Source organism: Rothia sp. HMSC036D11 (genome assembly GCF_001814205.1).
GTDB classification, from domain to species: domain Bacteria; phylum Actinomycetota; class Actinomycetes; order Actinomycetales; family Micrococcaceae; genus Rothia; species Rothia dentocariosa.
Genome location: NZ_KV815272.1, coordinates 30,855 through 53,904 on the forward strand (window position 1 = coordinate 30,855; position 23,050 = coordinate 53,904).

A 23,050-nucleotide genomic window follows, 5' to 3' on the forward strand; every position below is an offset into this window, starting at 1 on the left:
TTCAAGAAAACTTGTGTTTAGTGAGAGTGAGTGTTGGATCTTTTGACGCTGAGGCTTAGTTTCTTACGCCGGGTTGACCCTCAAGAATCTGCTTGAGCTGATGCTCGGCAACCGCAAAATCAATAGGAGCATCAATATCGACGCCCTCGACCTCATGAAGCGTGAAAAGATCAATGGTTCCTCCAGGATACCCCGCCAAACGGTTGTGGTGCTCGGTGTACACGTGAGTTTTGGTGATATAGAGCGAACCGTTCTCCCGGTACCGGAAGGTTTCTCGTGTGAGTTCCTGGCGGCGCGGGCGCGCCATAATCTCGAACTCTGCAGTAGGTTCGGCATCCGGATGCCACCGCCAAATAAACGGGCCAATCGGGATAACCCCAACCAATGAATCTTTGCCGTTCTCGGCAAATTGACGCACCGCGCGGGCCAAGGTGCCGGGCAGGCGTACCGGGCTGGTGGCTTGCAGCAGCATGACCGCATCCGGCGCCCAGCCTTCGCCCGTGTAGAAGTCGATGGCGTGCTCGATCACCGGTTCGGTGGCTGTGGTATCTTCGGCAAGATGCGCGGGACGCATGAACGGAACCTCGGCTCCGTAGTGGCGGGCGATAGCGGCGAGTTCTTGGTCTTCGGTTGAGACCGCAACCCGCACCTCGTGCTCCCCCGCCAGTTCGTCGCGGGCGGCGAGCGCCTGCAAAATAGTCCACGCCACCAGGGGTTTTCCTGCGATCTCGCGCAGGTTTTTACGCGGTATGCCTTTGGATCCGCCGCGCACGGGAATAACGCAGAGAACTCGCATTAGTATGCCTCCAGGTAGTCGATGATGAGCTGAGCGATAGTGTGGGCGGGCTCGACTGCGGGTTGTTCGGGCGCTGGCGTGGGTTCTTCGCCCCAGCGGTTCATGCCGTAGCGTGCCCAGAATTCTTCGAGCCAAGCGGGCGGGTTCGGGTGGTATACCCATGCCGGAATACCGCGGATTGCGGCCTCAAGCACGCCGGTTGAAAAGACTGAGACTACCGGGTTCGGCACCTCGTTCAGGGGCGTGGAAGAGCGATCTATGGCGATGCCTTCTATCTCCCAGAGCGCGTGGGTGGCGCAGGAGAGTTTATCGGTTTCGCTCGGATGCGGCCGGTAGATGCCGTCGTGGCGTTTCAAAAAGCTGTGCGCGGCGCGGGCGAAGGATGCGCGCGGTAATTCCGCACCATGCATCTGCCCCAGAAATAGGATTTTGCCCAGGGATTTGGTGGTTTCGCCGTGCGTATTTTGGATAGCGCGGTAGAGCAGCTGTGAGCCGACGGTATGCGTCTGCACGTCGCGACGTCCGGAAGCCCAAAATTGGGCGTCCTCGTCACTGAAGGCGAGCAGAGTTGAACCGATGGGCAGCGGCGGGGCGTGCGGAACCAGTAGCCCGTGCTGTACTACCCAGTAGGCTATGCCGCGTTCGCGGGCGAATCGGTAGGCCGCGTGACCGCGCGGCAGGTAGTGCCCTAAAGACAGTACGAGGCGCACGCCGGGCAGTTTTTCGGCGAGCTCATCGGCGCGTATCGGGGTTGCGGTCCAGTCTTTGCGGCTATAGCGTGTGCTGGCGTATTGTCCGTTGAGATATTCTGAAGCGTCGCTCGGGCACCAGAGCGCGACCCCCACCCCTTCGAGGTGTTTGAGCGGTTCCAGTAGGGCGTTGCGACTTGTGGGTGAGAACGAGTCGAGCACGATCAGTACCCGCGGTATTGCCCCACGCGTATAGAGTATGCCGGAGACCATGTCCTGTTGGTCACCTCTGCGGGCGTGCACCATGTTTTGGGCGTGTCCTTTCACCCAGCGCAGGGTGTTTTGGCGCTGCTGCCAAGCATGCCAGGCTTCGAGATCGACGGGGTAGTTTAGGCCCATAGTTTCTCCAAAATTTTGACGCGATCATCGAAGGTATGCTCGGCGAGGGTGCGTCGCTGCCCGGCCTCACGGATTGTATGCGCCCAGCGGGGTTCACGGAAGATGCGGGCGCACAGGTCAATAAGTTCTTCGGTACTCTCGTAGACCAGTACTTCGCGCCCGGGTTCGTAGTAGCGCGCCACATCGGCCCGGTCGATCAGGTGAAGTGCTCCCACTCCGGGGGCTTCAAAGGTGCGCATCGTGAAGCCGTCTTGGTTGTGGTGGATATTCAGGGTCGCCGGTGATGATGCCATGACCCCGTAGGCGGCGGATCGGTCGATATCGCGGTGTGCGGGAATTCCAGTGCCCTTGAATCTGCGGGTTCGGGCTATATCCCAGGGGTGGCGCGACCAGTCTCGCCCGTAGGCGCGCACGGGTATCCCCGCCTCGTGTAGGGCACGCAGCGTATGCTCACGGTTGGGGTAATTCGCCCCAACGAAACTGATGGCGTCTTCGGTAACCGGCGCGATCGTGCAGTGCGAATCGTAGGCGTTGGGCATATCCAAGACGGCGTACCCTAGGGAGCGCAGGTATTCGGCATCCTGCGGGCTATAGCTTGCGAGCGCTCCAAGGCGCGGTAAATCTTCCAGGGTGTATGACATGCGACGCAGCTCGTCGTAGAGCCAGGTTCCGTAGCGCACCCCGGATTCTTCAAGTTTTTGCCACCAGGTATCCCCCAGCAGGTCCCCTTTGATGACGAGCACAATATCGGGGCGATACTCATCAAACGCGGCGATAGCACGAGCGGTCGCCTGGACCGCGGCGGATGCGGGCCGATATTTTTCGGGCAGTTCATGCGCGAGTTTATTGCGGATACGGTCGACAACTGTGCCGGGAGCATCGTAAATATGGGTGCGAACCTCGTACCCGGCAACGTTTAGTGAAGCCTCAATAGCCTTCCAATACCCGTGGAACGCTGGCGAAACCAGCAGAATCGTGGGGGCTCTCATCTCGTGTGTATCCTTTGTGGTCCTTCTCTGTCCTGTGATCCTTCGTGCGGGAAAGCCGCCTCGGCGCGGTTACCCGACTAGTTTTCGTGCCGCGTTCCCCGCCGGATCAGCTCTAGTTCGTGGTTCAGAATCTCGCGCGGGTTCACTCGGTGATTTCGCAGGGACCGCACCAGGTTGAAGCCGTAGTTGGCGTAGCTAGTGAGGGTTAGGGCGCGGCGCAGGTTCTTCTCGAACCCCCATTTTTCGGCGTAGATAAACCGTGCGGTGGTAAGCCATTGGCGGCGCCGGGCTGAGGGGCTGGATGCGCCTCCTTCGTGGGTGACCGTTACCTCGGGCACCAGGATGCGCGGCACCCCAATCTCGGCAAGACGACGCTGAAAGTCTACTTCTTCACTGTTCATGTAGAAGCGTTCGTCCATGCCTTGTACCCGTTCGTATACCGTGCGGGACACCATCATGCAGGCGCCCATAACCCAGTCTGTTCCGTGGGGCCTCAAGGCAGTGCAGGCACTTATATCGTGCCCTGCCCCGCGATGCCACAGGCGCGTGGGTTTGAAGCGTGCCAGGGGTGTGAACCATTCCCATGCGATATGCCCCACGGTGGGGAATTTGCGGGCTACCCACTGGTGGTTTCCGTCGTGGCCGATTACTTGGGGGCTGGCGAGCACCTGCGGATAGACGGCGAGCGCCGTGAGCATTGAGCTGATGAAGTTTTCGCCGAGTTCAAGGTCGCTGTTGAGGATTATCAGCCAGTCTCCACGTGCGCGTGCAGCCCCGGAGTTTACGGCGCTGCCAAATCCACCGTTGCGCTCGCGGCGCACGATGCTCACGCCTTCGGTGTCGGGGAAGGGTATGGGTGAGCGGTCGTCAGAAACGATAATCTCAAGATTTTCGGGGGTTATTCCCCGCTGCGCGCGCAGGCTGGCAATTAAATTCAGTACGGGAGCAGGTTCGCCATAAAAGGGAATAATGGCGGAGATAGTTTCTGCTGACGAAGTCACAAAAATGCTTTCTGTTGCGGTTTACATCTATGTTCCGGTCATCAAACATTGTCTGTAAACGTATGTGTTTATTCGTGAGGAAACTCTCGGCATACTGTGCATAGTTATTGCCGTCATATCCTCGTGAGTGAGTGTTACTTTATAATTCTAATATAGTATCGACATATCAGGTGACTATACAGCGTATTTTGCCTCATAATAAAGGTATTGCGTGTGTAAATCCCAGGGAGTTATGTGTGAATCGTCGTTCTGAGTCTGAAGATAAAACCCGGTTAACAGAACTTGAGGGTATGCGCCCGCCGCATGTTGAAGCTTATTTTCGCGTGATGGGGTTTCTACGCCCCGGTATTGCACGGGTTTTGGATACAGTTCGCCACTCTCGCGAGAAAGTGTATATTGCGCCTCCTTTTTCTCGCGGCGGTAATTGGCTTTATCTGTTGGCGGCCGTTGATGCTGACCGTCGCGCCGATGCCGGGGATTTTTCATATATGCTCGATACTGCCGGTTTAGAACCTTGGCTTACAGAATTTCCTGCTTTGCAGGAACTCATGATGGATCCGAAAGATTTTAAGTTTTTGCACCGGCGTTATTCTGGTCTTGATACCAATGTAGAAGATAGTTTTGCGCCCGGTTCTCTTGAAATTTTTGCCCGTGAACGATTACTTTCTTCTGAGAATTTTAGGCAGCGCATTCTTACAGTAGGCAATATTGTAGGAAGTAATACGGTGGTGCTCAGTATTCGGCGCGGTGATTATTATTCTGTTCCCGCAATTCGGCAGCGTTACGGTATTAATACTGTGGCCTATGTACGTGAGGCCCTGGATCAGGTGCTTAAACGTATGAGTCCCAGTAATTTTGTGGTCACAAGTGATGATCCGCAGTGGTGCCGTGAAAACCTGAGTTTCCTCGAAGATATTGCCCCGGTAATCTACGATAAGACTGGCGAGGGTATGTTCGCGGATTTAGCGGTTCTTGCGAAGGCGCGCTGGCTTATTCTTACGAACACTACGTTCGGGTACTGGGGTGCTTATATGGCGCAGGCGGATCACCCCGTTGAGGTGTACGTACCGAATGCCCACGAGTACGATGCGAAAACCCGCCAGCCTATCGTGGTGCCCGGAACTGTGCGTCCGCATCCGCATTTCTCCCGTTGGCATGCGGTTAAGCCGCCGCATGGGGGTACCTGGCTTCTGCCTGAAGAAGGCGATACCGCGTAAACCTCTATAATTCACTCTTTCACAACTCACTCATACTCAAGCACGGAAGATAACCCATGAACATCAAATTTCTCGCGCCGTTTAAATTTTCGCAGCGAATCGTATCTAACTCCCATAGTTTTTTCTCTGGACGCCTTGAAAACTCGCGCTTTAAACCCCGTTTTATAGACCCGGCGGTTCGCGGCCTTCGCACTGGAAAACATCGGCTTTTTCTGGCGCAGCGCGATCTGCTTACCCGGCGTGAGGCACGTGCCCTGCTGAACACAGGAGATTTCAAAAACCGCTACCGGGCGCTAGAAAAGACCTTCGAGATCCCTCCCCTGCCCACGACCAAGGGCGTGTGGGCGGTCGCGATGGTCAAGAATGAGGCGGATGTGCTCGAACGTTCCCTACGGCACCTGCATGCCCAGGGGGTGGCACGCATCCTGGTGGTCGATAACGGTTCAGATGACGGTACTTTTGAGCTTCTTCAACGGCTTAGCCGCGAGCTTCCGCTGAGTGTTGGGCGTGATCGTGAGCCCGCCTATTATCAGTCCGAGAAAATGACCTATCTGGCCCATCGGGCCCAGCGAGCCGGTGCCACCTGGGTAGTGCCTTTCGATGCGGACGAGTTCTGGTTCGGCGTTGAAGGTACGCTTGCCGAGGTTCTGTCCACCAGCAAAAATACCGTGGAAATCTCGCAGCTCTACAACCTGTTTCCTACGGCCTCGGGAGACCTGGTGCTCGATACAACCGCGCATTTTGACCCTAAGGTGTGCTTTAAATCCTGGCGGTCATCGGTCGTCACTATGGGTAATCATCGGGTGCTTCGGCCTGGGGCACAGGGCACCGATCGGGTGGTTATCTTACATCTGCCTTGGCGTTCACGGCAGCAGCTGCAGCGCAAGCTCATGCAGGGGGCAAAGGCGCTTGAGCTCACCGATTTGCCGGAAGATTTGGGGTATCACTGGCGTAAAAATGGCGAGCTGAGCGAGAAACAACTTGCCGATATTTGGTTGGATCTTATCGCGGGCAGGCCCATTCCCGTAAATCTTGCGTGGCAGCCGCGCGGAAGCCTCTACCCCCTAGGCAGCGATATACCGCAGGATGCGCACAGCCTTAAACCCTTCCTTGAAGCCCGGCCGAAGACTGCCTAAAACTAGCAATAGACCTGTGCCCGCCTTCCCCAAGATTGGGAGGCGGGCACAGTCCTACTGTTTTCAGGTCGATTCGCCCGACTACTCGGGAAGCTGCCCTAAACGCACCAGATTGGCGAACTCTTCGTTCTGCTGCTGCACCTGCGTGAAGGTTCCCTGCGCGGCGATTTCGCCCTGCGAAAGGTAAATCAGCTGATCCACATTGCGCACCGTCGAGAGGCGATGCGCCACGATAATCACTGTAATATCCCGCGAGATACGCTCGATCGCCTGGGTAATCTTATGCTCGGTCTCGTTATCCAGGGCGCTGGTAGCCTCGTCCATAATGAGCACGCTGGGGTTGCGGTAGAGTGCACGGGCAATGCCTAGACGCTGGCGCTGACCGCCCGAAAGCCGAACAGCATTGTGCCCGATCATCGTCATCAGCCCGTTCTCCAGGGAGTCCACAACCTCGGTAAGCTCAGCGACAGCCAAGCATTCACGCACCCGCGCCTCATCAATCTCATGCGGTTCAAGCCCGAAAGCAACCGCCTCCAGCACCGTAGAATCGGCGATGAAGACGTCTTGAGGCACATACCCGATGCGCTGAAACCACGCGGGCAGATCCTGCTCGATCGGCACTCCATTGCACAACACACGCCCCTGCTCGGTGCTGAAAAGCCCCAAAATTAAATCAACCAGGGTGGTCTTTCCCGACCCAGAGCCGCCCACGAAGGCGATCGATGTACCCATAGGAATCTGCAGGTTAATGTTCTTCAGCACCGGCTGATCACCGTCGGGGTAGGTAAAGGAAAGGTTCTCCACCGTAATAGTGATGGGCTCAATCTCACGGTTTACGTACTCTGCCTGAATATCAGAGTCGGGAGCAGGCGGAAGGTCGAGCTTCTTCCCCTGTTCATCAAGCATCCCAATTTCGCGGACAAGCTCATCGCTGGGTTTCTCACCGGAACGAATATTACCTAGGGACGCCACAATGCGCGTGTAGTTCGGCAGAATACGGATGCAGGCACCGGCGAAAAGGAGCAGATAGGGTGCGCTATCGACACCCTGAGTCATGCTCATGATCGCTAGAAGTGCGGCGATTCCGAGAATAAAAATAATTTCAAGGGTATACTTTGGAAGTTCTTGAAGGAAAACGTTCCGCATATTCGCATTCACCGAGTCCATGCGCTTGCTCTGGTACCGGTGCAGGTACCGTTCGGTCACACCGTGCATACGAATCTCGCGGAACCCAACCACAGCATCAAGCGCTGCATTCATCGAGCCGCGCGTAGCTTCCAGGATAATCTCGCCCTGCTCCTTATTTTTCCTTCGCAAAACGTATTGAAGCGCAAAGGCAGCCACGCCGAAGTAGGCAAAAGCGAAAAGCGCGGGAAGCGGCATAAGAACCAGCAGCATCACCATGAGCACCACGATGGAGAGTAAATCCCCGATAAAGCTCATTACACCATTTACGAAAGCGCTGTACGCCTGCCCCACAATGTCATTAACCGAGTTAAGCACCGCCGCTGCACCGCGCTTACGGTGAACCAGATAAGGCTCACGCATATAGCAGTTGAGCAGATTCACCGAGGTAATGCTCTGCTGGGTAGCAATAAACCCCAGACTCCAGCGCTTAATAACCAACGACAGTACACCCTTTATGACAAAGGCGAGCACCAGCGCGACGCCAAAAATCACGATAAGCTGCGTGCGGTCGGAGTTGCCGAAAAGTTCCGCGACAGTTCGTAAATACCCGGTAATAGGGGCGCCCATCGCCAGGTTAACGATAGGTAGAATAGCCGCCACGCCCAACATCTCGAAAAGAGACACCACGAAAAGCCCCAGGATATTGAGGATTAAAATATAAAATTTTCGTCCGGGAAAGAAGATTCTGAGTTTACGATAAATATTTTTCATAAAAACCTCACAGAGTGCGCGTGGATGCCTTGAGAATCATAATACGAGCGGGACGTTCGATCGCATGATGTGCAATAATCGCTGCAAGTATAGAAATCACCAAGATTATGAGCATCATCAAGATTCCCCGTGCATCCATGCGAACCATATCGCGCCCTAAAGAGGTCTTGATGAATCGGAAAATAACAATTTCATGGACCAGATAGAAGGCAAAACTCACCTCACCGAAATACACGAGAGAGCGGCGTATCCAATTCCCCGGTACCGGCTCACCAACCTGATGATGCGATTGCGCGCGCTGTATATAAGGCAAAATATCTATTTCATCTTTAACCATCGCAATACCCCATACTTCTGTACGGGGACCTCGATAGTGTACAGATGGCGTGTTAAAAATGCGGATACCACGAATTGCGACGTATTGATCTCGCCATTGTTGAGGGGTTTTACGAGCTTTGAGTGAATAGCTTAGCTGCCCCAGTTCAGTCCGCAGTGCGGTGAGGAATTTCATGAATTGTGCTTTCGTAAAACGGCTGGTGCCGATAAAAAATACACGTAAAATACGTATGTAGATTTTAGCATGCAGATCAGAATTATTTTCAGACTATGCATATTTCTACTTAATCTTTGCGGCGTATAAGACGTATTATGATACATAGTTTTTTCGCGAAAATTTATTCGCGTAAACACTACCGTCGTGTACTCTGCTCGTGCCTAACACAACATCGAGATACACGCTAGGAACCCTCCAAAGACTGACAAATTGTGTTCTACAGGTAAAATAATAGGTGAGTAGCCCTGCCCTGGAGGCAATGCAATGCGCTTCTGGAGCGTCCGAGACTCTGAAAGGTATCCATGGGAATTTTTAATATTCAGTCCCTCAGGGACAAATATCTGTCTGACTCTGGTGTACCTGCCGGGCAGGATAACCGTGAGTCCCCCTCCGCCGATACCGCTTCCGGACGCCGCCGAGCAGGAGGCTCCTCAAGGTCTTCCCTTCAGGACGGGGTCGCACGTTTGAGCGCGCGACACGACCTGCCCCAACGTTCCGCACGCAGCACCTCCCGTAGGTCACAGGATCTTCCACAAGAAGTACGCTCGCTCGCTGCTCAAAAGAGGAAAGCGCGAGAGGACGAATCCCGCTCCCAGGGTTTGCATCACACTGGGCCGGTAACGTCTAGCATTAACATACGCGCGGCACGCGATATTGCGGTCGCCGAAGCAGAAGAACGGCGTGCTGCAGAACGTGCTGCCGCTGAAAAACAGGCCGCAGAGAGGCGGGCGCAGCAGGCAGCCGATGCTCGCCGCCGTGCCGCAAGCATACTTTCTTCCGCTACGGGGGCACAGCGTTCCGTGGGCGGCAACCGTAAAAATTCTCAGGCGGCACCGCAGACGCAGTCAAGCCCGATGGTTCGGAAAACCAGGTCGATTAACATCGGCGAATTCCACGGCAAGATTTCAAAGCGTAAAAAGAAGCCAGAGCAGCAGATTACCAAGCCGACGACGAACAGCGCAGAGCTGGATCAAACGGTTCTCATGGATACCAACGATGTGCAGGCTGCGGCACAGCGTTACGCAAAACAGCATAAATCTCAGCAGCAGACTCCTCGCGTGGAAAATACTGCTGCGCGTACAAATTCTCCGCGCCCGAAGACCGCGCGGATACCCATAACCCAGCGTTCCACCTCGTCCCGTTCACAAGCACCCGGCGCAGCTGCGGCGCAGAACAAGCGCCCCAAGTCTGGCACAGCGCCGCAGAGGTCAGCTCAGGCGCGCACCGCATCCGCAAAAACAACCGGCGCAAAAAAGGTACGCCCCAAGAATTCGATTGCCAAGAACCCTGCAGCTCGGAATGCTGCCTTGAAGAATACGGTGCGCACCAACCTTGCGCGTCAAGCAAATGAGCAAATGGCGCAGCGCCAGCAGAGTCCTTCATCGGCGCAGCAGAACCAGAGCCAGCCCACCCAGCAGCGCGCCCAGGCACATCAACCGCAGCAAAGGACCCACCAACAGCCAAGGCCCGCTGAAGTAGCTTCGCGTTCCTCTGTGCAGTCTAAGCCGGTTCAGTCGCATCTTGCGCAGTCCGACCCTGGCTACTCCCCCGCCAAAATTGTTGCCGCGGCACAGGCTCGCGCACGCCAAGATGCTCAGACTCATAAAAAGCCTGAAACTCCCCAGCAACAGACTCAACAACAGAGCACGGCAACGGCATCTACAGCAGCAACCCATAACCCGTGGAACAGCATTCCCACACCCCAGAAAAAGTCTGCTGCCGCTAATCCGTGGAATAGCCTTCCGGCAACATCCAAGCAGACCCCGGAGGATATTCCAACGAGGCAAAAGCAGAGCGAACCCTCTATCAGCGAGAAACTTGCGAACAAGCCCGAGTTCGCGGGCTTCGATATGGAGAAGCTTCTGCAGCCTGGGTATAAGCCGCAGACCCGTAAAGAGGCAATCGCCATTCGCCGCGCGCAGGAAGAACTGAATCTTCACAGTGGAGAAAATCAGCAGTCTCAGACAGAGGAAACGCAGCGCCAGGAAGATGAAGCGGCCCGGCGCGAACGTGAACGCGCGGAAGTTCACCGTCAACGTCTAGAGGCTCGCCGTCGCCGAGAGGAACAGGCTCAGCGCACGCGCGCTGAAGAATCCAATGCCGGACAGCAGAACGAGCAGACTCAGTCTGAACGAGAGCAGCGCGAGCAGAATCAGGCTCAGCTGGCGCGAAAACTTGCTCAGCGTGATAGTGCTGCTCGTCCCACGTCTAACGAGAACACCCGCACAGAGCCCTCGCGGCCCGCTCACCAGACCTTGAAAGTGCGTGATGGCGCAAACAACACGCTCTCCACTTCCGCCCAGGATGCGCAGGATACGGATACGCAGAGTACCCAGCCAGCAGCTCAGCCGACGGGTTTCCGTTCGGCTCCTGCCCAGGCATCTGTGCATCCGACAGCTTCCGTCCGTCCCGTAAAACGCGCAGCATCCCATGCCTCTCCGTTTAAGCTCGCGCCGGGCGAAGTTCGCTCGGGCGTGGTGCGCAGGCGCAGGCTCGCTCCCAGGCTCCAAGGGCCTATGGAAGCGGTCTTCGTGTGCACAGGGAACGTAGCGCGCAGTGCGGCGGCAGAGATTATTGCAAGCCAGCTCTCCGAAGAATACGGTCTGACCGACGACTGGATTTTCACCAGCGCCGGAACTTCGGCACTTTCGGGCTCGCGCGTATACCGTCACGTGGGTAAACAGCTTGACGAGCGCGGCTACGATATTTCCGGGTACCGCGCCAAGCAGCTCACCGAAGACATGGTGGAACGCGCTACCCTGATCCTGGTGGCGGAGGCGGAGCATGCCGATTGGATTATCCGCGAATGGCCGCAGTACCACCACAAGGTTCATCTCATCAAGCAGGTAGCTAACCTGAAGCAAGAAATCGGTTCCGAGGCAGAACCGATCTCATACCTGTACAGCCATAATCAGGCGCCCCGCACAAGCGATAACATTGGTGATCCGTACCGTCAGGGTAAAGAGGCGGCACGCATCGCGGTCGACGAGATTGAAAACTCGCTCTTCGAGATTCTGCCGTGGCTCTCGCAGGCACAGGTGCAGAACTAAAACAAGCAGATTATGAGGGGCATAGCCTCTAGTAGTTAATATCCCTGTCTGAGAGCGCTAGCGTTTTCAGACGGGGATATTTTTCTCGGTCCAATAACATCACCCCGCGCCGGAACTGTCGAAGCTCGGCCACGGGGTGAATGCGATATATACGATTTAGGCGTGATCGTTGAAGATGTTGGTCACGGACCCTTCGTCGAAAACCTCACGGATAGCACGTGCAATCAGCGGAGCAATCGACAGAACCGTCAGATTATCGAAAGACTTCTCGGCAGGCACGGGCAGAGTGTTAGTGACAACCACTTCGGAGGCACCGCATCCGGAAAGAATATCGACGGCTGCACCAGAAAATACGGGGTGGGTTGCCGCGATAATGACTTCTTTCGCGCCCTTATCCTTCAGAACCTTAACCGCGCCAGCAATGGTTCCACCGGTATCGATCATATCGTCGATCAGTACGCAGGAGCGCCCTTCAACGTCGCCCACAACGGTTTTCGAGACAGCATGATTCGGCACGTTAATATCGCGTGTCTTATGCACGAAGGCCAAAGGGGCACCACCGAGCAGGGCAGCCCAATGCTCAGCCACGCGTACACGACCGGTATCCGGGGAAACGACGGTCACGTTCTCGGGGTTCTCAACGCGCCCGCGAATATAATTCGCTAGAACTGGAATAGCGAAGAGGTGGTCGAGCGGACCATCAAAGAAACCCTGAATCTGCGAAGTATGCAGATCGACGCACATCAGGCGGTCCGCGCCAGCGGTCTTGTACAGATCGGCAATCAGACGAGCCGAAATAGGCTCACGTCCCTTATGCTTCTTATCCTGGCGGGCATAAGGGTAGAAAGGCGAAACTACGGTAATCGAGCGGGCGGAGGCACGTTTGAGCGCATCAATCATAATGATCTGTTCCATCAGCCATTCGTTGATGGGCGCCGGGTGCGACTGAATCACGAAAGCATCGGCGCCGCGCACAGATTCCTCGAAGCGCACATAGGTCTCACCGTTGGCGAAGGTATACGCAGAGGTCGGCAGCAGGTCATGCCCCAGTTCAGCAGCGATTTCTTCGGCTAGTTCCGGATGCGCCCGCCCGGACACCACTGCCATTTTACGCATCCCAGGATTGGTAATCTCGCTAGACATGATTGTGTTCGCTTTCCTTGTGAACTCGGTGTGTGAAAACTACTCCTGCGCGGCCTTAGCAGCCTGTGCAGACTCGGTTCCTTCACGATTTTTTAGAACCCAGTCATCAATATTGCGCTGGGAAGTCTCAGAAATAGCGAGCGCGCCCGCCGGAACATCCTTGCGGATCAGGGCTCCCGCACCGGAATATGCGCCGTCTCCAACGGTGACAGGTGCCACGTAGATGCCGCCCGAGCCCATGCGGGTATGCGCGCCGATAACGGTTCGGTTCTTAGTAACCCCGTTATAGTTGGCAAAAATGGATCCCGCACCAATATTGGCGCCTTCGCCGATTTCGGCATCCCCTACGTAGGTGAGGTGGGGTACCTTGGCGTCCTGTCCGATCTGTGAGTTCTTGGCTTCGCAGAAGGCCCCGAGTTTTGAATTCGCGCCCAAAACGGTACCGGGGCGCAGGTATGAGAAGGGGCCTACGGTGGCGTTTTCGGCGATGGTTGCACCGAAACCGTGGCTGCGGATAACGGTTGCGCCGGTTTCGATCGTCATATCGGTCAGGGTTGTGTCCGGGCCAATAGTTGCACCGGTGGCGACCGATGTTGTCCCGTGCAGCTGCACGCCGGGCAGCAGAGTTGTATCGTTTTCAAGGGTAACGGTTACGTCGATCCAGGTATTGTGCGGATCCACAATAGTTACACCATTACGCATATGTTTTTCCAGGATGCGTTCGTTGAGTTTACGCCCAAGCTGCGCGAGCTGCACGCGGTCGTTCGCGCCTTCAACCTCCCAGCGATCCTCAATAGCGAGGGCGGCGGTGCGGTGCCCTTTATCGCGGGCTATAGCGAGTACATCGGTAATGTATTTTTCGCCCTGTGCGTTGTCGGTCGTGACCTCTAATAGGGCTTCGCGCAGAACCTTGGCGTCGAAAGCGTAGATACCCGAGTTGATTTCGGTAATCGCCAGCTCTTGGGGGGTTGCGTCTTTGGCCTCCACAATGGCGGTAACTTCGCCTGCTTGATCGCGCACGATGCGCCCGTAGGCACCGGGCTCTTCGATATTAGTGGTGAGCACGGTAACGGCGTTGCGTCCCTCTTCGTGAAAGTCCATCAGTTCGCGCAGGGTTTCGGCGCGAAGCAGGGGTACGTCGCCGTAGGTGACCAACACGGTACCATCAACAAGGTTGGAGGTATCGAGTGCGTTAAGACCTACTTCGACAGCGCGACCGGTGCCGGGAATGTCGTCCTGATCGACGATGGTGACCTGAGCATCAAAGTCAAGAATATGCTGGGCTACCTTATCACGCTGGTGTCGCACTACAACGGCTAGACGCTGGGGGTCTAGGTCTCGGGCGGCAGCTACGGCGTGTTCCACCATGGAACGACCACCTATCGCGTGCATAACTTTGGGGGTAGCAGATTTCATACGAGTGCCAGCTCCCGCAGCCAAAACAATAACAGCCGAAGGTGCCTTCCGATTTTCTGCGTTCACCTAGATGTCTCCTTGTTAGGTGTGGGATATAGCCGGAAGTCTACCCCCGAACTATTCGCTCCGCCACCAGGATTCGAACCTAGACAAACGGCTTCAAAGGCCGCTGTGCTGCCATTACACCATGGCGGATTATCCGCATGAACACCCGTCGGGTTGACGGACAAAGAAACGGATACTCCATAGTGTAGCAAAAATAGCAGCGTTCTCACACACGCCGCTCTGTGCCCTTGGGAAGCCCTAATTTTTGCATTACCACGGTGCCTGTGGCGCCTCAGATACCCTGGGATTTATCTCTCTCATTGGCATGATTTGCACCAGATTCACGCGGTTCACCCAGACGAGCGCAGAGAACCAGCCCAACAGCAGCCAGAGTCAAGATCATAAAGCCGCCCCAGGCTCCGGCGGCGAGCACGAGGAGCATCCAGCTTCCGATGCCCGGGCCCAGCGCATAACCAATAGACTGCACGGTCGCCAGGTAGCTTTGGGAACGAGACTGCGCGGCTTCAGAAGATAGTTCTGCCACATAGGTGTGCGACATGGGTGCAAAGAGGCACTCCCCTACGGAAAACAACACCCATCCGACAATGACGACGGCGGGCAGCTGTGCACAGATACCGGCGAGTGCAACCCCGAACCCCATAACGAATATCCCAAAGCACAGGGCGAGGTATGAAGGTAGCCGTTTAGTGAGATGGCTGAGCGGGTACTCGAAAAAGATCACGATTACGGGGTTGATGATCAGTAAGAACGAGTAAAGCTGTACTCCGTTTGGCTCGCTATCAAGCCGTAGCGGAACTGCGCTTTGATGCTGCGCATACACCACCATCGTGAACGCCATAGCTATATAGACGAAGGGCAGAGCGAGCGTATCCCACATACTTGAGAGATAGGCGCTAGGCTTGTTCCGGGGATTATCTGCGGCGGGCGAACTTTCGCGGGGTTCGGATAGTTCTGAGGTGCCCGAAGTGTTGCCTCCACCAGTGGTTGCACCGCGTATCCCCCAGTACAGGATGAAGGGAACAAGAGCCGAACCCGCGACCGAAAACCAGAACAGCAGATTAAAATGTTCGCGCCCGATAATACCCACGAGTGCCGGGGCGACAATACTTCCCACATTGATAAAGATGCGGTAGAACGCGAACCTGCTAACTCGCTCACGCCCAGCAGCAGAGGCGGCGACCAGCGCGGATGCCGGTCCCACGAAGGATTGAGAGACAAAGACGTTAAGCGCAGCAAGAGTGACCGTCCACCACCCGAGCGTGTAATCTGCGAGAGCGAGAGCAGTAAAAATAACGATATTGATGAGGGTGCTTCCCAACAGGACGGGGAGCTTACCGATTCTATCGGCAAGATGCCCGCCAACAAGCGACCCGCTCACACCCGCAATACCCACGATGAGCAGGGCGAGAACGACGGCTTGGGCGTCGAGTTTGATTTCGTTGAAGAAGACGGCGGCGAAAAGTCCGAGGAAACCGGTTGCGCGGTTAATGAACGTGGCGAGTGAGAGCGCCCAAATATCGCGGGTTACGCGGGAGAGTTTTTGTGCCATGTGTGTTTTTAAATTTAAAAATGTTTGAGGGTGCCGAGGGAGTTAGCTTGTGGAATGTGGTGCGTAACGAACAACCTGCAAAAAGCCTTACAGAGTGTCGTACGGCACTAGCCTAACAGAGCCCTCGGTAAAAAAATGTAATACATATTACGTTGATTGCCCTAGTACTCCTGTCTCATTTTTCATCGGATATTTGCCTTCAAAAAGCTATAGGAATTATTGACGGTCGGCTGCCTGCACTTCCCCAAACAATCTTACGTCCAACTGCCTGCACGGTTTTCGCCGGATTTATACGAAGACTTCCAGGCGTGTGGGAGTCAGGCGTTACCCTGGATATGTGGCACATTTACTTGGCGGCGAAGCGCTGCACCTTCAGTTCCCTACCCGCACTATTTTCGAGGGGGTGACCGTCGGCATTAATGAGGGCGACCGCATCGGCATTGTGGGTCGCAACGGCGACGGTAAATCCACACTCATGAAGATTCTGGCGGGGCGCCTTGAGCCGGACTCCGGGCGCGTGACGGCGCGTGGTGGCACGCGCATCGGGTACCTTGATCAGTCCGATGTTCTCAACGATTCTCATACGGTCGGTTATGCTCTGGTGGGTGATACTCCAGAGTATGAGTGGGCCTCGCAGCCGCGTATTCGTGATGTTATTGCCGGTTTAGTGTCTGATCTGCCCTGGGATGCGCCGGTTTCTTCACTCTCGGGTGGGCAGCGTCGCCGCGTGGCGCTGGCTGCTCTGCTGATACAGGAATGGGATGTGCTCATGCTGGATGAGCCCACTAACCACCTGGATGTGCAAGCAATTACATGGCTTGCGCATCATCTGAAAAACCGCTGGAGCAAGAACGCGGGCGGCTTACTAGTGGTCACTCACGACCGCTGGTTTCTTGATGAAGTCAGTACCGACACCTGGGAAGTTCACGATAATATCGTGGAACCATTTGAGGGCGGGTATGCGGCTTACGTTCTGCAGCGTGTGGAGCGCGATCGGCAGGCGGCCGCCGCGGAGGCAAAGCGCCAGAACCTGATGCGCAAAGAGTTGGCATGGCTGCGTCGTGGTGCCCCGGCGCGCACCTCAAAGCCGAAGTTCCGTATTGATGCGGCGAATGCGCTGATTGCCGATGTGCCGCCGGTACGTAATACCGTGGAACTCAAGCAAATGGCGGTTTCCCGTTTGGGTAAGGATGTGGTGGATCTTGAGAACGTCTCGGTCACCTTTGAGGATTCTTCGCTGCCCGACGGCAAACGTGAGGTGCTGCGTCGCGTAACTTGGCGGATTGCACCGGGTGAGCGCACCGGTATTTTAGGCGTGAATGGTGCCGGAAAATCAACCCTGCTTGCCTTGGTCACCGGCTCTTTGGAACCAACTGAGGGGCGTGTGAAACGCGGTAAGACCGTCAAGGTTGCCACCCTCACCCAGCAGCTGGATGAGCTGAAAGAGGTTGAGAACGACCGCGTGTCTGATGTGATCGGCCGCAAGAAGCGCAGCTATATTGCCGACGGTAAAGAGATGTCGCCCTCGCAGATGTTGGAACGGCTAGGTTTTACGAGCGCACAGCTTTCTACCCCGGTGAAAGATCTTTCGGGTGGGCAGAAGCGACGACTGCAGCTCATGCTCATTCTCTTGGACGAGCCGAATGTGCTGATTCTGGACGAGCCTTCAAACGACCTGGATACCGATATGCTGGCGGCAATGGAGGATCTGCTCGATACCTGGCCCGGCACCCTGCTGGTGGTTTCTCACGACCGTTACCTCATGGAGCGTGTGACCGATCAGCAGTATGCGGTGATTGACGGTTCCTTCCGGCATCTGCCCGGTGGGGTGGACGAATATTTGGCACTTTCCGCAGCGGGTCGGGGCGGTTCTGCCGCTGGTGTTACGGGCGGTGCATCCGCCCCAACGAAAAAGAACGATTCTTCGGTTTCTGGTGGCCAAGCTGAACCAACGGACTCTGGCCCTAAGAGCACGCCGAAAGTATCGGGGGCACAGGCACGCGCGGCACAGAAGGAATCCGCCGCGATTGAGCGTCGCCTCGGAAAATTGGGCGAGGAACAGAGCAAGCTCTCCGAGCAGATGAGCATACACGACCCCGCCGATTACGCCGGGCTTGCCGATCTGGGGCAAAAACAGCAGGCGCTTCAGGATGAGATCGACGAGCTAGAGATGCGCTGGCTGGAGCTCTCGGAACTCCTCGGATAGCCCGCTCCCCTACTAAAAGAGTCTTGATAGCGAATAAAACGGGTTTCTCAACGTTGCATTCGCATCAAGGATCTTTTTATAAACTCGGGGAAGCGTCCGCAAGTGCCGCCGCCATAGCCTTTAGGTCCGCATCCAGCCGGGGGCTGCGCAAACCCGCAGCCTGAAATAGCTCGGCGAAACGGTGCCGCCAATCCAGTCTTTGCAGCGCCATACGCACCTGGTTTCGGCTCTGCTCAGGTGTCCATTCGCTCACAAGCTGCGCCACCGCATTCAGCCCGGCGCGAGCATCCTGCGGGTCAATATCGACGGTCGCTCCATCCCACAATATCTCGCGCGTACTTTCGGTTTTAGGCACCTGCCCCACCACGGTCACCCCGTGGGCGAGCGCGTCCGTCCAACGCCCGGTAATGTACTCCTTGTTTGGGTGCGTGTACGATGCGGGGCTCACCAAAGTACTAAAAGCCAGTACAAATTTGGCGTCCGCGAGTGCTCTCTGCAAAGACTCGATGGATTCTTGATCGGTTACGCCGAACGGCGGGCGCCCCGCGAAGGTTATTCCCACTTGCTGGGCAAGTTCTGCAGTGTGTTCATCGTCGTCATAGGCGGAGGGTTGGCGCCCCACGCGAAGTACATCGGTGGTTTTCGGATGCTCCAGATGCTCATCGAATTTACTCCACACGTCTGCACCCCAGGGAAGCACCCGCACGTTTTTAACCCCGGCGCTGCGCCAATCGTGCACGTCGTCGCGGTCCGCGACAAAAACGGTGTTATAGGTTCCGTTGGTGGCGATGGTGGGAATGCGGTCATCCCAGAAACTATCGATAACCCACCCGTAAACCCCAGCATAGCGTCGTGCGGCGAGGCGCGGCTGCGCGATAGCGTAAAGCTGTCCGGGGTCACTGGCGATAACAAGGGCGGTACGTCTTCCGCCGGGAATACGCGGCAGGCGCCCCAGAATTTTGGTAGCGGGTTTGAGCGATGCGCTCGGGTCAGGGGTGACGATGCGCGCGTCCAAGTACGATGCCATCAGGCGCGCCATCTCATGGATGGGCGCCCACCCGGCGCCTTCGGGAACGCCTACGATAATATCTACAATATCTACGTCGTGGGGCATGGGGTATTCATTTCGTGCGAGTTCGAGCGGGAATAGGTCGCGCGTAATTTTGACCTGAACTATGCAAAATGTGCGTCATCACACCGCGCGATATACCACTTAGTATATACGTTTTTAGGTATCGTCCGGGATACTTGGTAATCACCATGACGGAGTGGGTTTTATATCACAGACTATTGAGAGACACGGAGGCAATACTCAGTGCATCATAAATTCCAGGAGTGTTTTCTTCATATGGATGCGCATAAACTGATCCCGTATAAAGAAAACACTCTCGCATTACTCCCTACCAAAAAACTCCGCTGACCGCAGCCTGCAGGTAGGCTACAATATCTTCAGACAGGCTTGCCACGGTGGTAGAGCCGCATAGGTCACACTCACTCACACGAATTCTCATGATTCAGAAACTCAAAGATTTGAAATACCGCCTGCATCTTATGCGGCGAGAACGCACGAATGCGCAAAAACGACGTGAACTCACCAAAAATGGCATTGTTTTTGGTGCCGGAACATATTGCGATCCTAGTTCCACTATTATGCCTAAGGTCGTAATGGGCACGAATTGTTTTGTCAATAAAGAAACTTTGGTGGGCGCGCATACAACTCTGGGAAATAATGTTTTTCTGGGTCCGCGCGTCACCATTTTTGCCGACACCCATGAAATTGGTTCCGCCGCTCAGCGCGCGGGAGCAAATATTACTCGTCCCGTACACATCAAAAACGGCACGTGGGTGGGGCAAAACGCTGTCATTACCGCCGGGGTTACGATCGGCGAAGGATGCGTGATTGCCGCCGGTGCCGTGGTGGTGCACGATTGTGCGCCTCATGGTGTGTATGCGGGCGTTCCGGCGCGGCGCATCCGTGACCTTGATGCCGAAGGGAACTCGTACCCAGTAGCCGAGCAGGTGAAAGGAGACCGGTCGTGACTCGCCCCGAGCCCGTAGCGGCATCCGTCATTATTCCGGTGTATAACGGCGCCAACTATATTACGCAGCAGCTTGATGCCCTCGCAGCCCAAACCAGTAACCCCAGTTTTGAGGTGCTCATTTGCGATAACGGCAGTACCGACGGCACTCGCGCTGTGGTCGAAAGCTACAATGCCCCCTATCCCCTGCGGGTAGTAGATGCATCCCAGTGTGCCGGAGCCAGCCACGCCCGCAATATGGGGGCGGTACAAGCCACGGGTGATGTCCTTATCTTCTGCGATGGCGATGATCTTGTAGAACCCGACTGGGTGGCTTCACATCTGCACGTGCAAAACCTATATTCCCCCGTCATAGCAAGCGGGTCTCTGCTTCATGACCGGGTTAATACTCCCGAAGTTCTGCGGGCTTACGGTCTTGAACCCGGCGATGATCAGAAGACTCTGAGCACACGCACCAGGATTTTCTACGACGATGAGCTCACCCCCTATGCTGGTTTTCTGCCGACGGTTGCCGGGGGTAATTTTTCGATTCCTCGCCGCGTATATCTTGAGGCCGGGGGTATGGATTCTTCGTATAAGAGTTCCGAAGAGACCGATTTTGCCTGGCGAGTGCAGCTTGCAGGCGTTCCGGCGGCGCTCACGCACGGGCCGCTTCTGCACTATATTCTGCGGGATAAACCTAAACGCATTTTTCATCAGCAGCGCGCCTACCAAAAATACAAGGTACTGCTGTGGGTACACTATCGACGGCATGGAATGCGCGGTCCCAGTACGAAGGCGTCTATCCTGGAGGTTCTGCGGCAGGCCCCTAAGCTTATAAACCCTGCAACCCGTTTTCGGGCGGCGTATCTGGCGGGCGGTAACCTTGGGGCGCTGGAGGGTATTCTTCAGTACCGCATTCTCAAGCGTATTCCGAAGCCGCTGCGGCTGGATACTGCGCCTATTAGAGGATTAAGGGACTATTCCTAAGGAATTAGAGCATCGCGGGGGTTTGGGTGGCGATCGCGTGACGGCCTCGGCGGCGAAGTGCTGCGGCGAGTTCATCAGCTGCGGTCGCGCCCTCCGCAAGAATAGCCACGGTAGGCCCTGACCCAGAGACAAACGCCTCAACCATGCTCTCATTATCCATGGTTAAAATAGTTTCAAGATCGGGTGTTAGGGTCACGGCTGGGCTCTGCAAATCGTTGCGAAGCTGCCTGCCAATTTCGTGGATGCGCGCAATCGGCGCCTCCGTCTGGGTTAGCGCGTGCAGCAGCCCCGAAGGAACCTGCAGCTCGCCAGCTTCGGGGTAACGTCCGGCGGCGCGTCCCTCATCGAGCTCGCTAAATACCTGCGGGGTCGAGAGTCCCTCCGAGGCGGCGACCAGTACAATATCGAGCGGAATCATGTCTTCAGGCAGCTCCACGATGCGCAGCTCGGTTCCGGTGCCCTCCCCCACGGCTAATCCGCCCAGCGGGAACGCGGCACGCACCACAAAAGGCACGTCAGCACCCAAAGGCGCAGCTAGGGCAAGCAGCTCTTCGAGTCCGAGGGTACGTTCGGTAAGCCGCTTCTCATAGAGATACTGATCGACGGCAAGAAGCGCGGCGGCGGCATCTGCCGAGCCACCCGCCATGCCCCCGGCCACGGGAACGGCCTTATCGATATGCAGGTGCAGGTTCAGATCGTTCACGGTGAGCCCGTGCGCCTGCACCATAGAGACGGCTGCACGATGCGCCAGGTTCGACTCGTCCAACGGCACCTCGGCTAGATCAAATTCTCCGGCACGGTGCTGCTGATCGACCAGGGATTCGGACACAATATCCAGGCTCAGGGTAATTCCCGGCTTCTGACCATCACGTGCGGTTACGGTTTCGTAGATATTGACCGAAGAAAAGAGCGTGGCGAGCGGATGGTAGCCGTCTTCGCGGGGGTTACCCACGGCAAGATAGAGATTTACTTTGCCGGGCGCTTTTGCCCGAGTTTCTAGAACATGCATTCTTTATCCATCTCCGGTTTCCCGGTCTTAACTTTCATCCGCCACTAAAGCTGGCACCCGATGCGCCGCCTGGGCAATCCGAATATACCCGTGAATATCTAACTTTTCGCCACGCTCAGTAGGAGTAATGCCCGCCTCGGTCAGGATCACTTCGGCACGAGCACCGGAACCAGCCCACGAAGCAAGCGCGGCCCGCAGGGTCTTCCGCCGTTGGGCGAAAGCAGCGTCAATCACGGTAAAGACTTCGTCGCGGTCAATATCGGCGAGCGGCTGCGGGCGCATCCTGAAACCCACAAGCCCGGAGTTAATCTTCGGGGCGGGCCAGAATACGTTTTTACCAATAACCCCCGCTTTAAAGACCTCAGCATACCAGCTTGCCTTCACCGAAGGAACCCCGTAAATCTTGGATCCGGGTTTCGCCGCCAGACGATCGGCAACCTCATCCTGCACCATCACCAAGGCGTGGCAAATGCTCGGAAATTGCGCGAAAAGGTGCAGAAGCACCGGAACCGCCACGTTATAGGGCAGGTTAGCGACCAGCGCATCCGGCGTGTGGGGAAGCTCAGTCACCTTGAGAGCGTCCATAAGCACCACATTAACGTTTTGTGCCTTATCGGGGCGGAATTTGGCGATAGTATGCGGTAGCTGCTGCGCCAATGGCGGATCGATTTCAACCGCTACAACCTGGCGCGCGGCATCTGCCAACCCCAGGGTGAGAGAGCCTAGTCCGGGACCGATTTCGAGCACGGTTTCGTCGTCGGTAATATCCGCTGCGGTAACGATGCGGCGAATAGTATTCGGGTCAATCACGAAGTTCTGCCCCAGGGTCTTTGTAGGGCGAATGCCCAGCTGCGCGGCAAGGTCGCGGATTTCTTGGGGACCCAGCAGGGGTTTATCGCTCAGATTTTCTCTCACCCTATCTAT

Annotated in this window: 18 protein-coding genes and 1 tRNA gene; 6 read left to right on the plus strand and 13 right to left on the minus strand. The window is 56.1% G+C overall.

Translation table 11 applies throughout. The annotated features are described in order from the left end of the window. Window positions 1-55: 55 nt before the first annotated feature. The 4 genes from HMPREF2958_RS00115 to HMPREF2958_RS00130 form a co-directional block, all read right to left on the minus strand. Window positions 56-796 (minus strand): acylneuraminate cytidylyltransferase family protein, encoded by a 741-nt coding sequence (locus tag HMPREF2958_RS00115; protein ID WP_070695764.1) that lies wholly within the window; start codon window positions 794-796, stop codon window positions 56-58. Beyond that, window positions 796-1,884 carry an RNA-binding protein gene (locus HMPREF2958_RS00120; protein WP_070695765.1) on the minus strand — a complete coding sequence of 363 codons (1,089 nt, stop codon included), beginning with the start codon at window positions 1,882-1,884 and terminating at the stop codon, window positions 796-798. The genes HMPREF2958_RS00115 and HMPREF2958_RS00120 overlap by 1 nt, the downstream gene beginning before the upstream one ends. Then, window positions 1,875-2,873: a CgeB family protein gene (locus tag HMPREF2958_RS00125; protein WP_070695766.1), complete on the minus strand. Its 999-nt coding sequence runs from the start codon at window positions 2,871-2,873 to the stop codon at window positions 1,875-1,877. Before HMPREF2958_RS00125 ends, HMPREF2958_RS00120 begins: the two co-directional genes overlap by 10 nt. Before the next feature lie 77 nt (window positions 2,874-2,950). After that, window positions 2,951-3,874 carry a glycosyltransferase family 2 protein gene (locus HMPREF2958_RS00130; RefSeq protein WP_070695767.1) on the minus strand — a complete coding sequence of 308 codons (924 nt, stop codon included), beginning with the start codon at window positions 3,872-3,874 and terminating at the stop codon, window positions 2,951-2,953. Between the two features lie 236 nt (window positions 3,875-4,110). Between HMPREF2958_RS00130 and HMPREF2958_RS00135 the strand changes: the two genes are divergently transcribed. After that, window positions 4,111-5,091: an alpha-1,2-fucosyltransferase gene (locus HMPREF2958_RS00135; RefSeq protein WP_070695768.1), complete on the plus strand. Its 981-nt coding sequence runs from the start codon at window positions 4,111-4,113 to the stop codon at window positions 5,089-5,091. A gap of 56 nt (window positions 5,092-5,147) precedes the next feature. After that, window positions 5,148-6,227 (plus strand): glycosyltransferase family 2 protein, encoded by a 1,080-nt coding sequence (locus HMPREF2958_RS00140; protein ID WP_070695769.1) that lies wholly within the window; start codon window positions 5,148-5,150, stop codon window positions 6,225-6,227. Between the two features lie 81 nt (window positions 6,228-6,308). Here the strand turns inward: HMPREF2958_RS00140 and HMPREF2958_RS00145 are convergent, their stop codons facing one another. Together HMPREF2958_RS00145 and HMPREF2958_RS11040 are read right to left on the minus strand one after the other, a co-directional pair. Beyond that, a complete protein-coding gene (locus HMPREF2958_RS00145) occupies window positions 6,309-8,126 on the minus strand; it encodes an ABC transporter ATP-binding protein (protein ID WP_048751351.1) in 1,818 nt (605 codons plus the stop codon). A gap of 7 nt (window positions 8,127-8,133) precedes the next feature. Then, entirely contained in the window at window positions 8,134-8,637 is a 504-nt protein-coding gene (locus tag HMPREF2958_RS11040; protein WP_048754404.1) for a hypothetical protein, read from the minus strand. A gap of 344 nt (window positions 8,638-8,981) precedes the next feature. Between HMPREF2958_RS11040 and HMPREF2958_RS00155 the strand changes: the two genes are divergently transcribed. Then, on the plus strand, window positions 8,982-11,729 hold the full coding sequence (locus tag HMPREF2958_RS00155; RefSeq protein ID WP_070695770.1) for an arsenate reductase/protein-tyrosine-phosphatase family protein: 2,748 nt from the start codon (window positions 8,982-8,984) through the stop codon (window positions 11,727-11,729). A 156-nt stretch (window positions 11,730-11,885) separates the two neighbouring features. Here HMPREF2958_RS00155 and HMPREF2958_RS00160 read toward each other — a convergent pair whose 3' ends face one another. From HMPREF2958_RS00160 to HMPREF2958_RS00175, 4 genes are all read right to left on the minus strand, one after another. After that, window positions 11,886-12,872 (minus strand): ribose-phosphate diphosphokinase, encoded by a 987-nt coding sequence (locus HMPREF2958_RS00160; protein ID WP_048778555.1) that lies wholly within the window; start codon window positions 12,870-12,872, stop codon window positions 11,886-11,888. 39 nt (window positions 12,873-12,911) lie between these two features. Continuing rightward, window positions 12,912-14,354, minus strand: coding sequence for a bifunctional UDP-N-acetylglucosamine diphosphorylase/glucosamine-1-phosphate N-acetyltransferase GlmU (glmU, locus tag HMPREF2958_RS00165; protein ID WP_070695771.1), 1,443 nt, complete (start codon window positions 14,352-14,354; stop codon window positions 12,912-12,914). A gap of 58 nt (window positions 14,355-14,412) precedes the next feature. After that, window positions 14,413-14,483: transfer RNA gene (locus HMPREF2958_RS00170), tRNA-Gln, on the minus strand. 142 nt (window positions 14,484-14,625) lie between these two features. Then, entirely contained in the window at window positions 14,626-15,903 is a 1,278-nt protein-coding gene (locus tag HMPREF2958_RS00175; RefSeq protein WP_070695772.1) for an MFS transporter, read from the minus strand. A 337-nt stretch (window positions 15,904-16,240) separates the two neighbouring features. Here HMPREF2958_RS00175 and HMPREF2958_RS00180 point away from each other — a divergent pair, with 337 nt between their 5' ends. Continuing rightward, window positions 16,241-18,109: an ABC-F family ATP-binding cassette domain-containing protein gene (locus HMPREF2958_RS00180; RefSeq protein ID WP_070695773.1), complete on the plus strand. Its 1,869-nt coding sequence runs from the start codon at window positions 16,241-16,243 to the stop codon at window positions 18,107-18,109. A gap of 76 nt (window positions 18,110-18,185) precedes the next feature. Here HMPREF2958_RS00180 and HMPREF2958_RS00185 read toward each other — a convergent pair whose 3' ends face one another. Further along, on the minus strand, window positions 18,186-19,223 hold the full coding sequence (locus HMPREF2958_RS00185) for a glycosyltransferase (protein ID WP_070695774.1): 1,038 nt from the start codon (window positions 19,221-19,223) through the stop codon (window positions 18,186-18,188). Window positions 19,224-19,618: 395 nt separating this feature from the next. Between HMPREF2958_RS00185 and HMPREF2958_RS00190 the strand changes: the two genes are divergently transcribed. Next, a complete protein-coding gene (locus HMPREF2958_RS00190) occupies window positions 19,619-20,149 on the plus strand; it encodes an acyltransferase (protein ID WP_070695775.1) in 531 nt (176 codons plus the stop codon). Beyond that, window positions 20,146-21,117, plus strand: a complete 972-nt coding sequence (locus HMPREF2958_RS00195) for a glycosyltransferase family 2 protein (protein ID WP_070695776.1) — start codon at window positions 20,146-20,148, stop codon at window positions 21,115-21,117. Before HMPREF2958_RS00190 ends, HMPREF2958_RS00195 begins: the two co-directional genes overlap by 4 nt. Before the next feature lie 4 nt (window positions 21,118-21,121). On the opposite strand, the gene HMPREF2958_RS00200 is transcribed toward HMPREF2958_RS00195, so the two are convergent. Both HMPREF2958_RS00200 and rsmA read right to left on the minus strand, forming a co-directional pair. Then, window positions 21,122-22,126: a GHMP family kinase ATP-binding protein gene (locus HMPREF2958_RS00200; protein ID WP_048751343.1), complete on the minus strand. Its 1,005-nt coding sequence runs from the start codon at window positions 22,124-22,126 to the stop codon at window positions 21,122-21,124. Window positions 22,127-22,153: 27 nt separating this feature from the next. Beyond that, window positions 22,154-23,041 carry a 16S rRNA (adenine(1518)-N(6)/adenine(1519)-N(6))-dimethyltransferase RsmA gene (gene rsmA, locus HMPREF2958_RS00205; RefSeq protein WP_239661929.1) on the minus strand — a complete coding sequence of 296 codons (888 nt, stop codon included), beginning with the start codon at window positions 23,039-23,041 and terminating at the stop codon, window positions 22,154-22,156. Window positions 23,042-23,050: the final 9 nt, after the last annotated feature.

What these genes read in the sequence shown, in the direction of transcription:
- HMPREF2958_RS00115 (WP_070695764.1), bottom strand. Translation starts at nt 796, where the DNA reads ATGCGAGTTCTCTGCGTTATTCCCGTGCGCGGCGGATCCAAAGGCATA.
- HMPREF2958_RS00120 (WP_070695765.1), bottom strand. Translation starts at nt 1,884, where the DNA reads ATGGGCCTAAACTACCCCGTCGATCTCGAAGCCTGGCATGCTTGGCAG.
- HMPREF2958_RS00125 (WP_070695766.1), bottom strand. Translation starts at nt 2,873, where the DNA reads ATGAGAGCCCCCACGATTCTGCTGGTTTCGCCAGCGTTCCACGGGTAT.
- HMPREF2958_RS00140 (WP_070695769.1), top strand. Translation starts at nt 5,148, where the DNA reads ATGAACATCAAATTTCTCGCGCCGTTTAAATTTTCGCAGCGAATCGTA.
- HMPREF2958_RS00145 (WP_048751351.1), bottom strand. Translation starts at nt 8,126, where the DNA reads ATGAAAAATATTTATCGTAAACTCAGAATCTTCTTTCCCGGACGAAAA.
- HMPREF2958_RS11040 (WP_048754404.1), bottom strand. Translation starts at nt 8,637, where the DNA reads ATGAAATTCCTCACCGCACTGCGGACTGAACTGGGGCAGCTAAGCTAT.
- HMPREF2958_RS00155 (WP_070695770.1), top strand. Translation starts at nt 8,982, where the DNA reads ATGGGAATTTTTAATATTCAGTCCCTCAGGGACAAATATCTGTCTGAC.
- HMPREF2958_RS00160 (WP_048778555.1), bottom strand. Translation starts at nt 12,872, where the DNA reads ATGTCTAGCGAGATTACCAATCCTGGGATGCGTAAAATGGCAGTGGTG.
- HMPREF2958_RS00175 (WP_070695772.1), bottom strand. Translation starts at nt 15,903, where the DNA reads ATGGCACAAAAACTCTCCCGCGTAACCCGCGATATTTGGGCGCTCTCA.
- HMPREF2958_RS00185 (WP_070695774.1), bottom strand. Translation starts at nt 19,223, where the DNA reads ATGCCCCACGACGTAGATATTGTAGATATTATCGTAGGCGTTCCCGAA.
- HMPREF2958_RS00190 (WP_070695775.1), top strand. Translation starts at nt 19,619, where the DNA reads ATGATTCAGAAACTCAAAGATTTGAAATACCGCCTGCATCTTATGCGG.
- HMPREF2958_RS00200 (WP_048751343.1), bottom strand. Translation starts at nt 22,126, where the DNA reads ATGCATGTTCTAGAAACTCGGGCAAAAGCGCCCGGCAAAGTAAATCTC.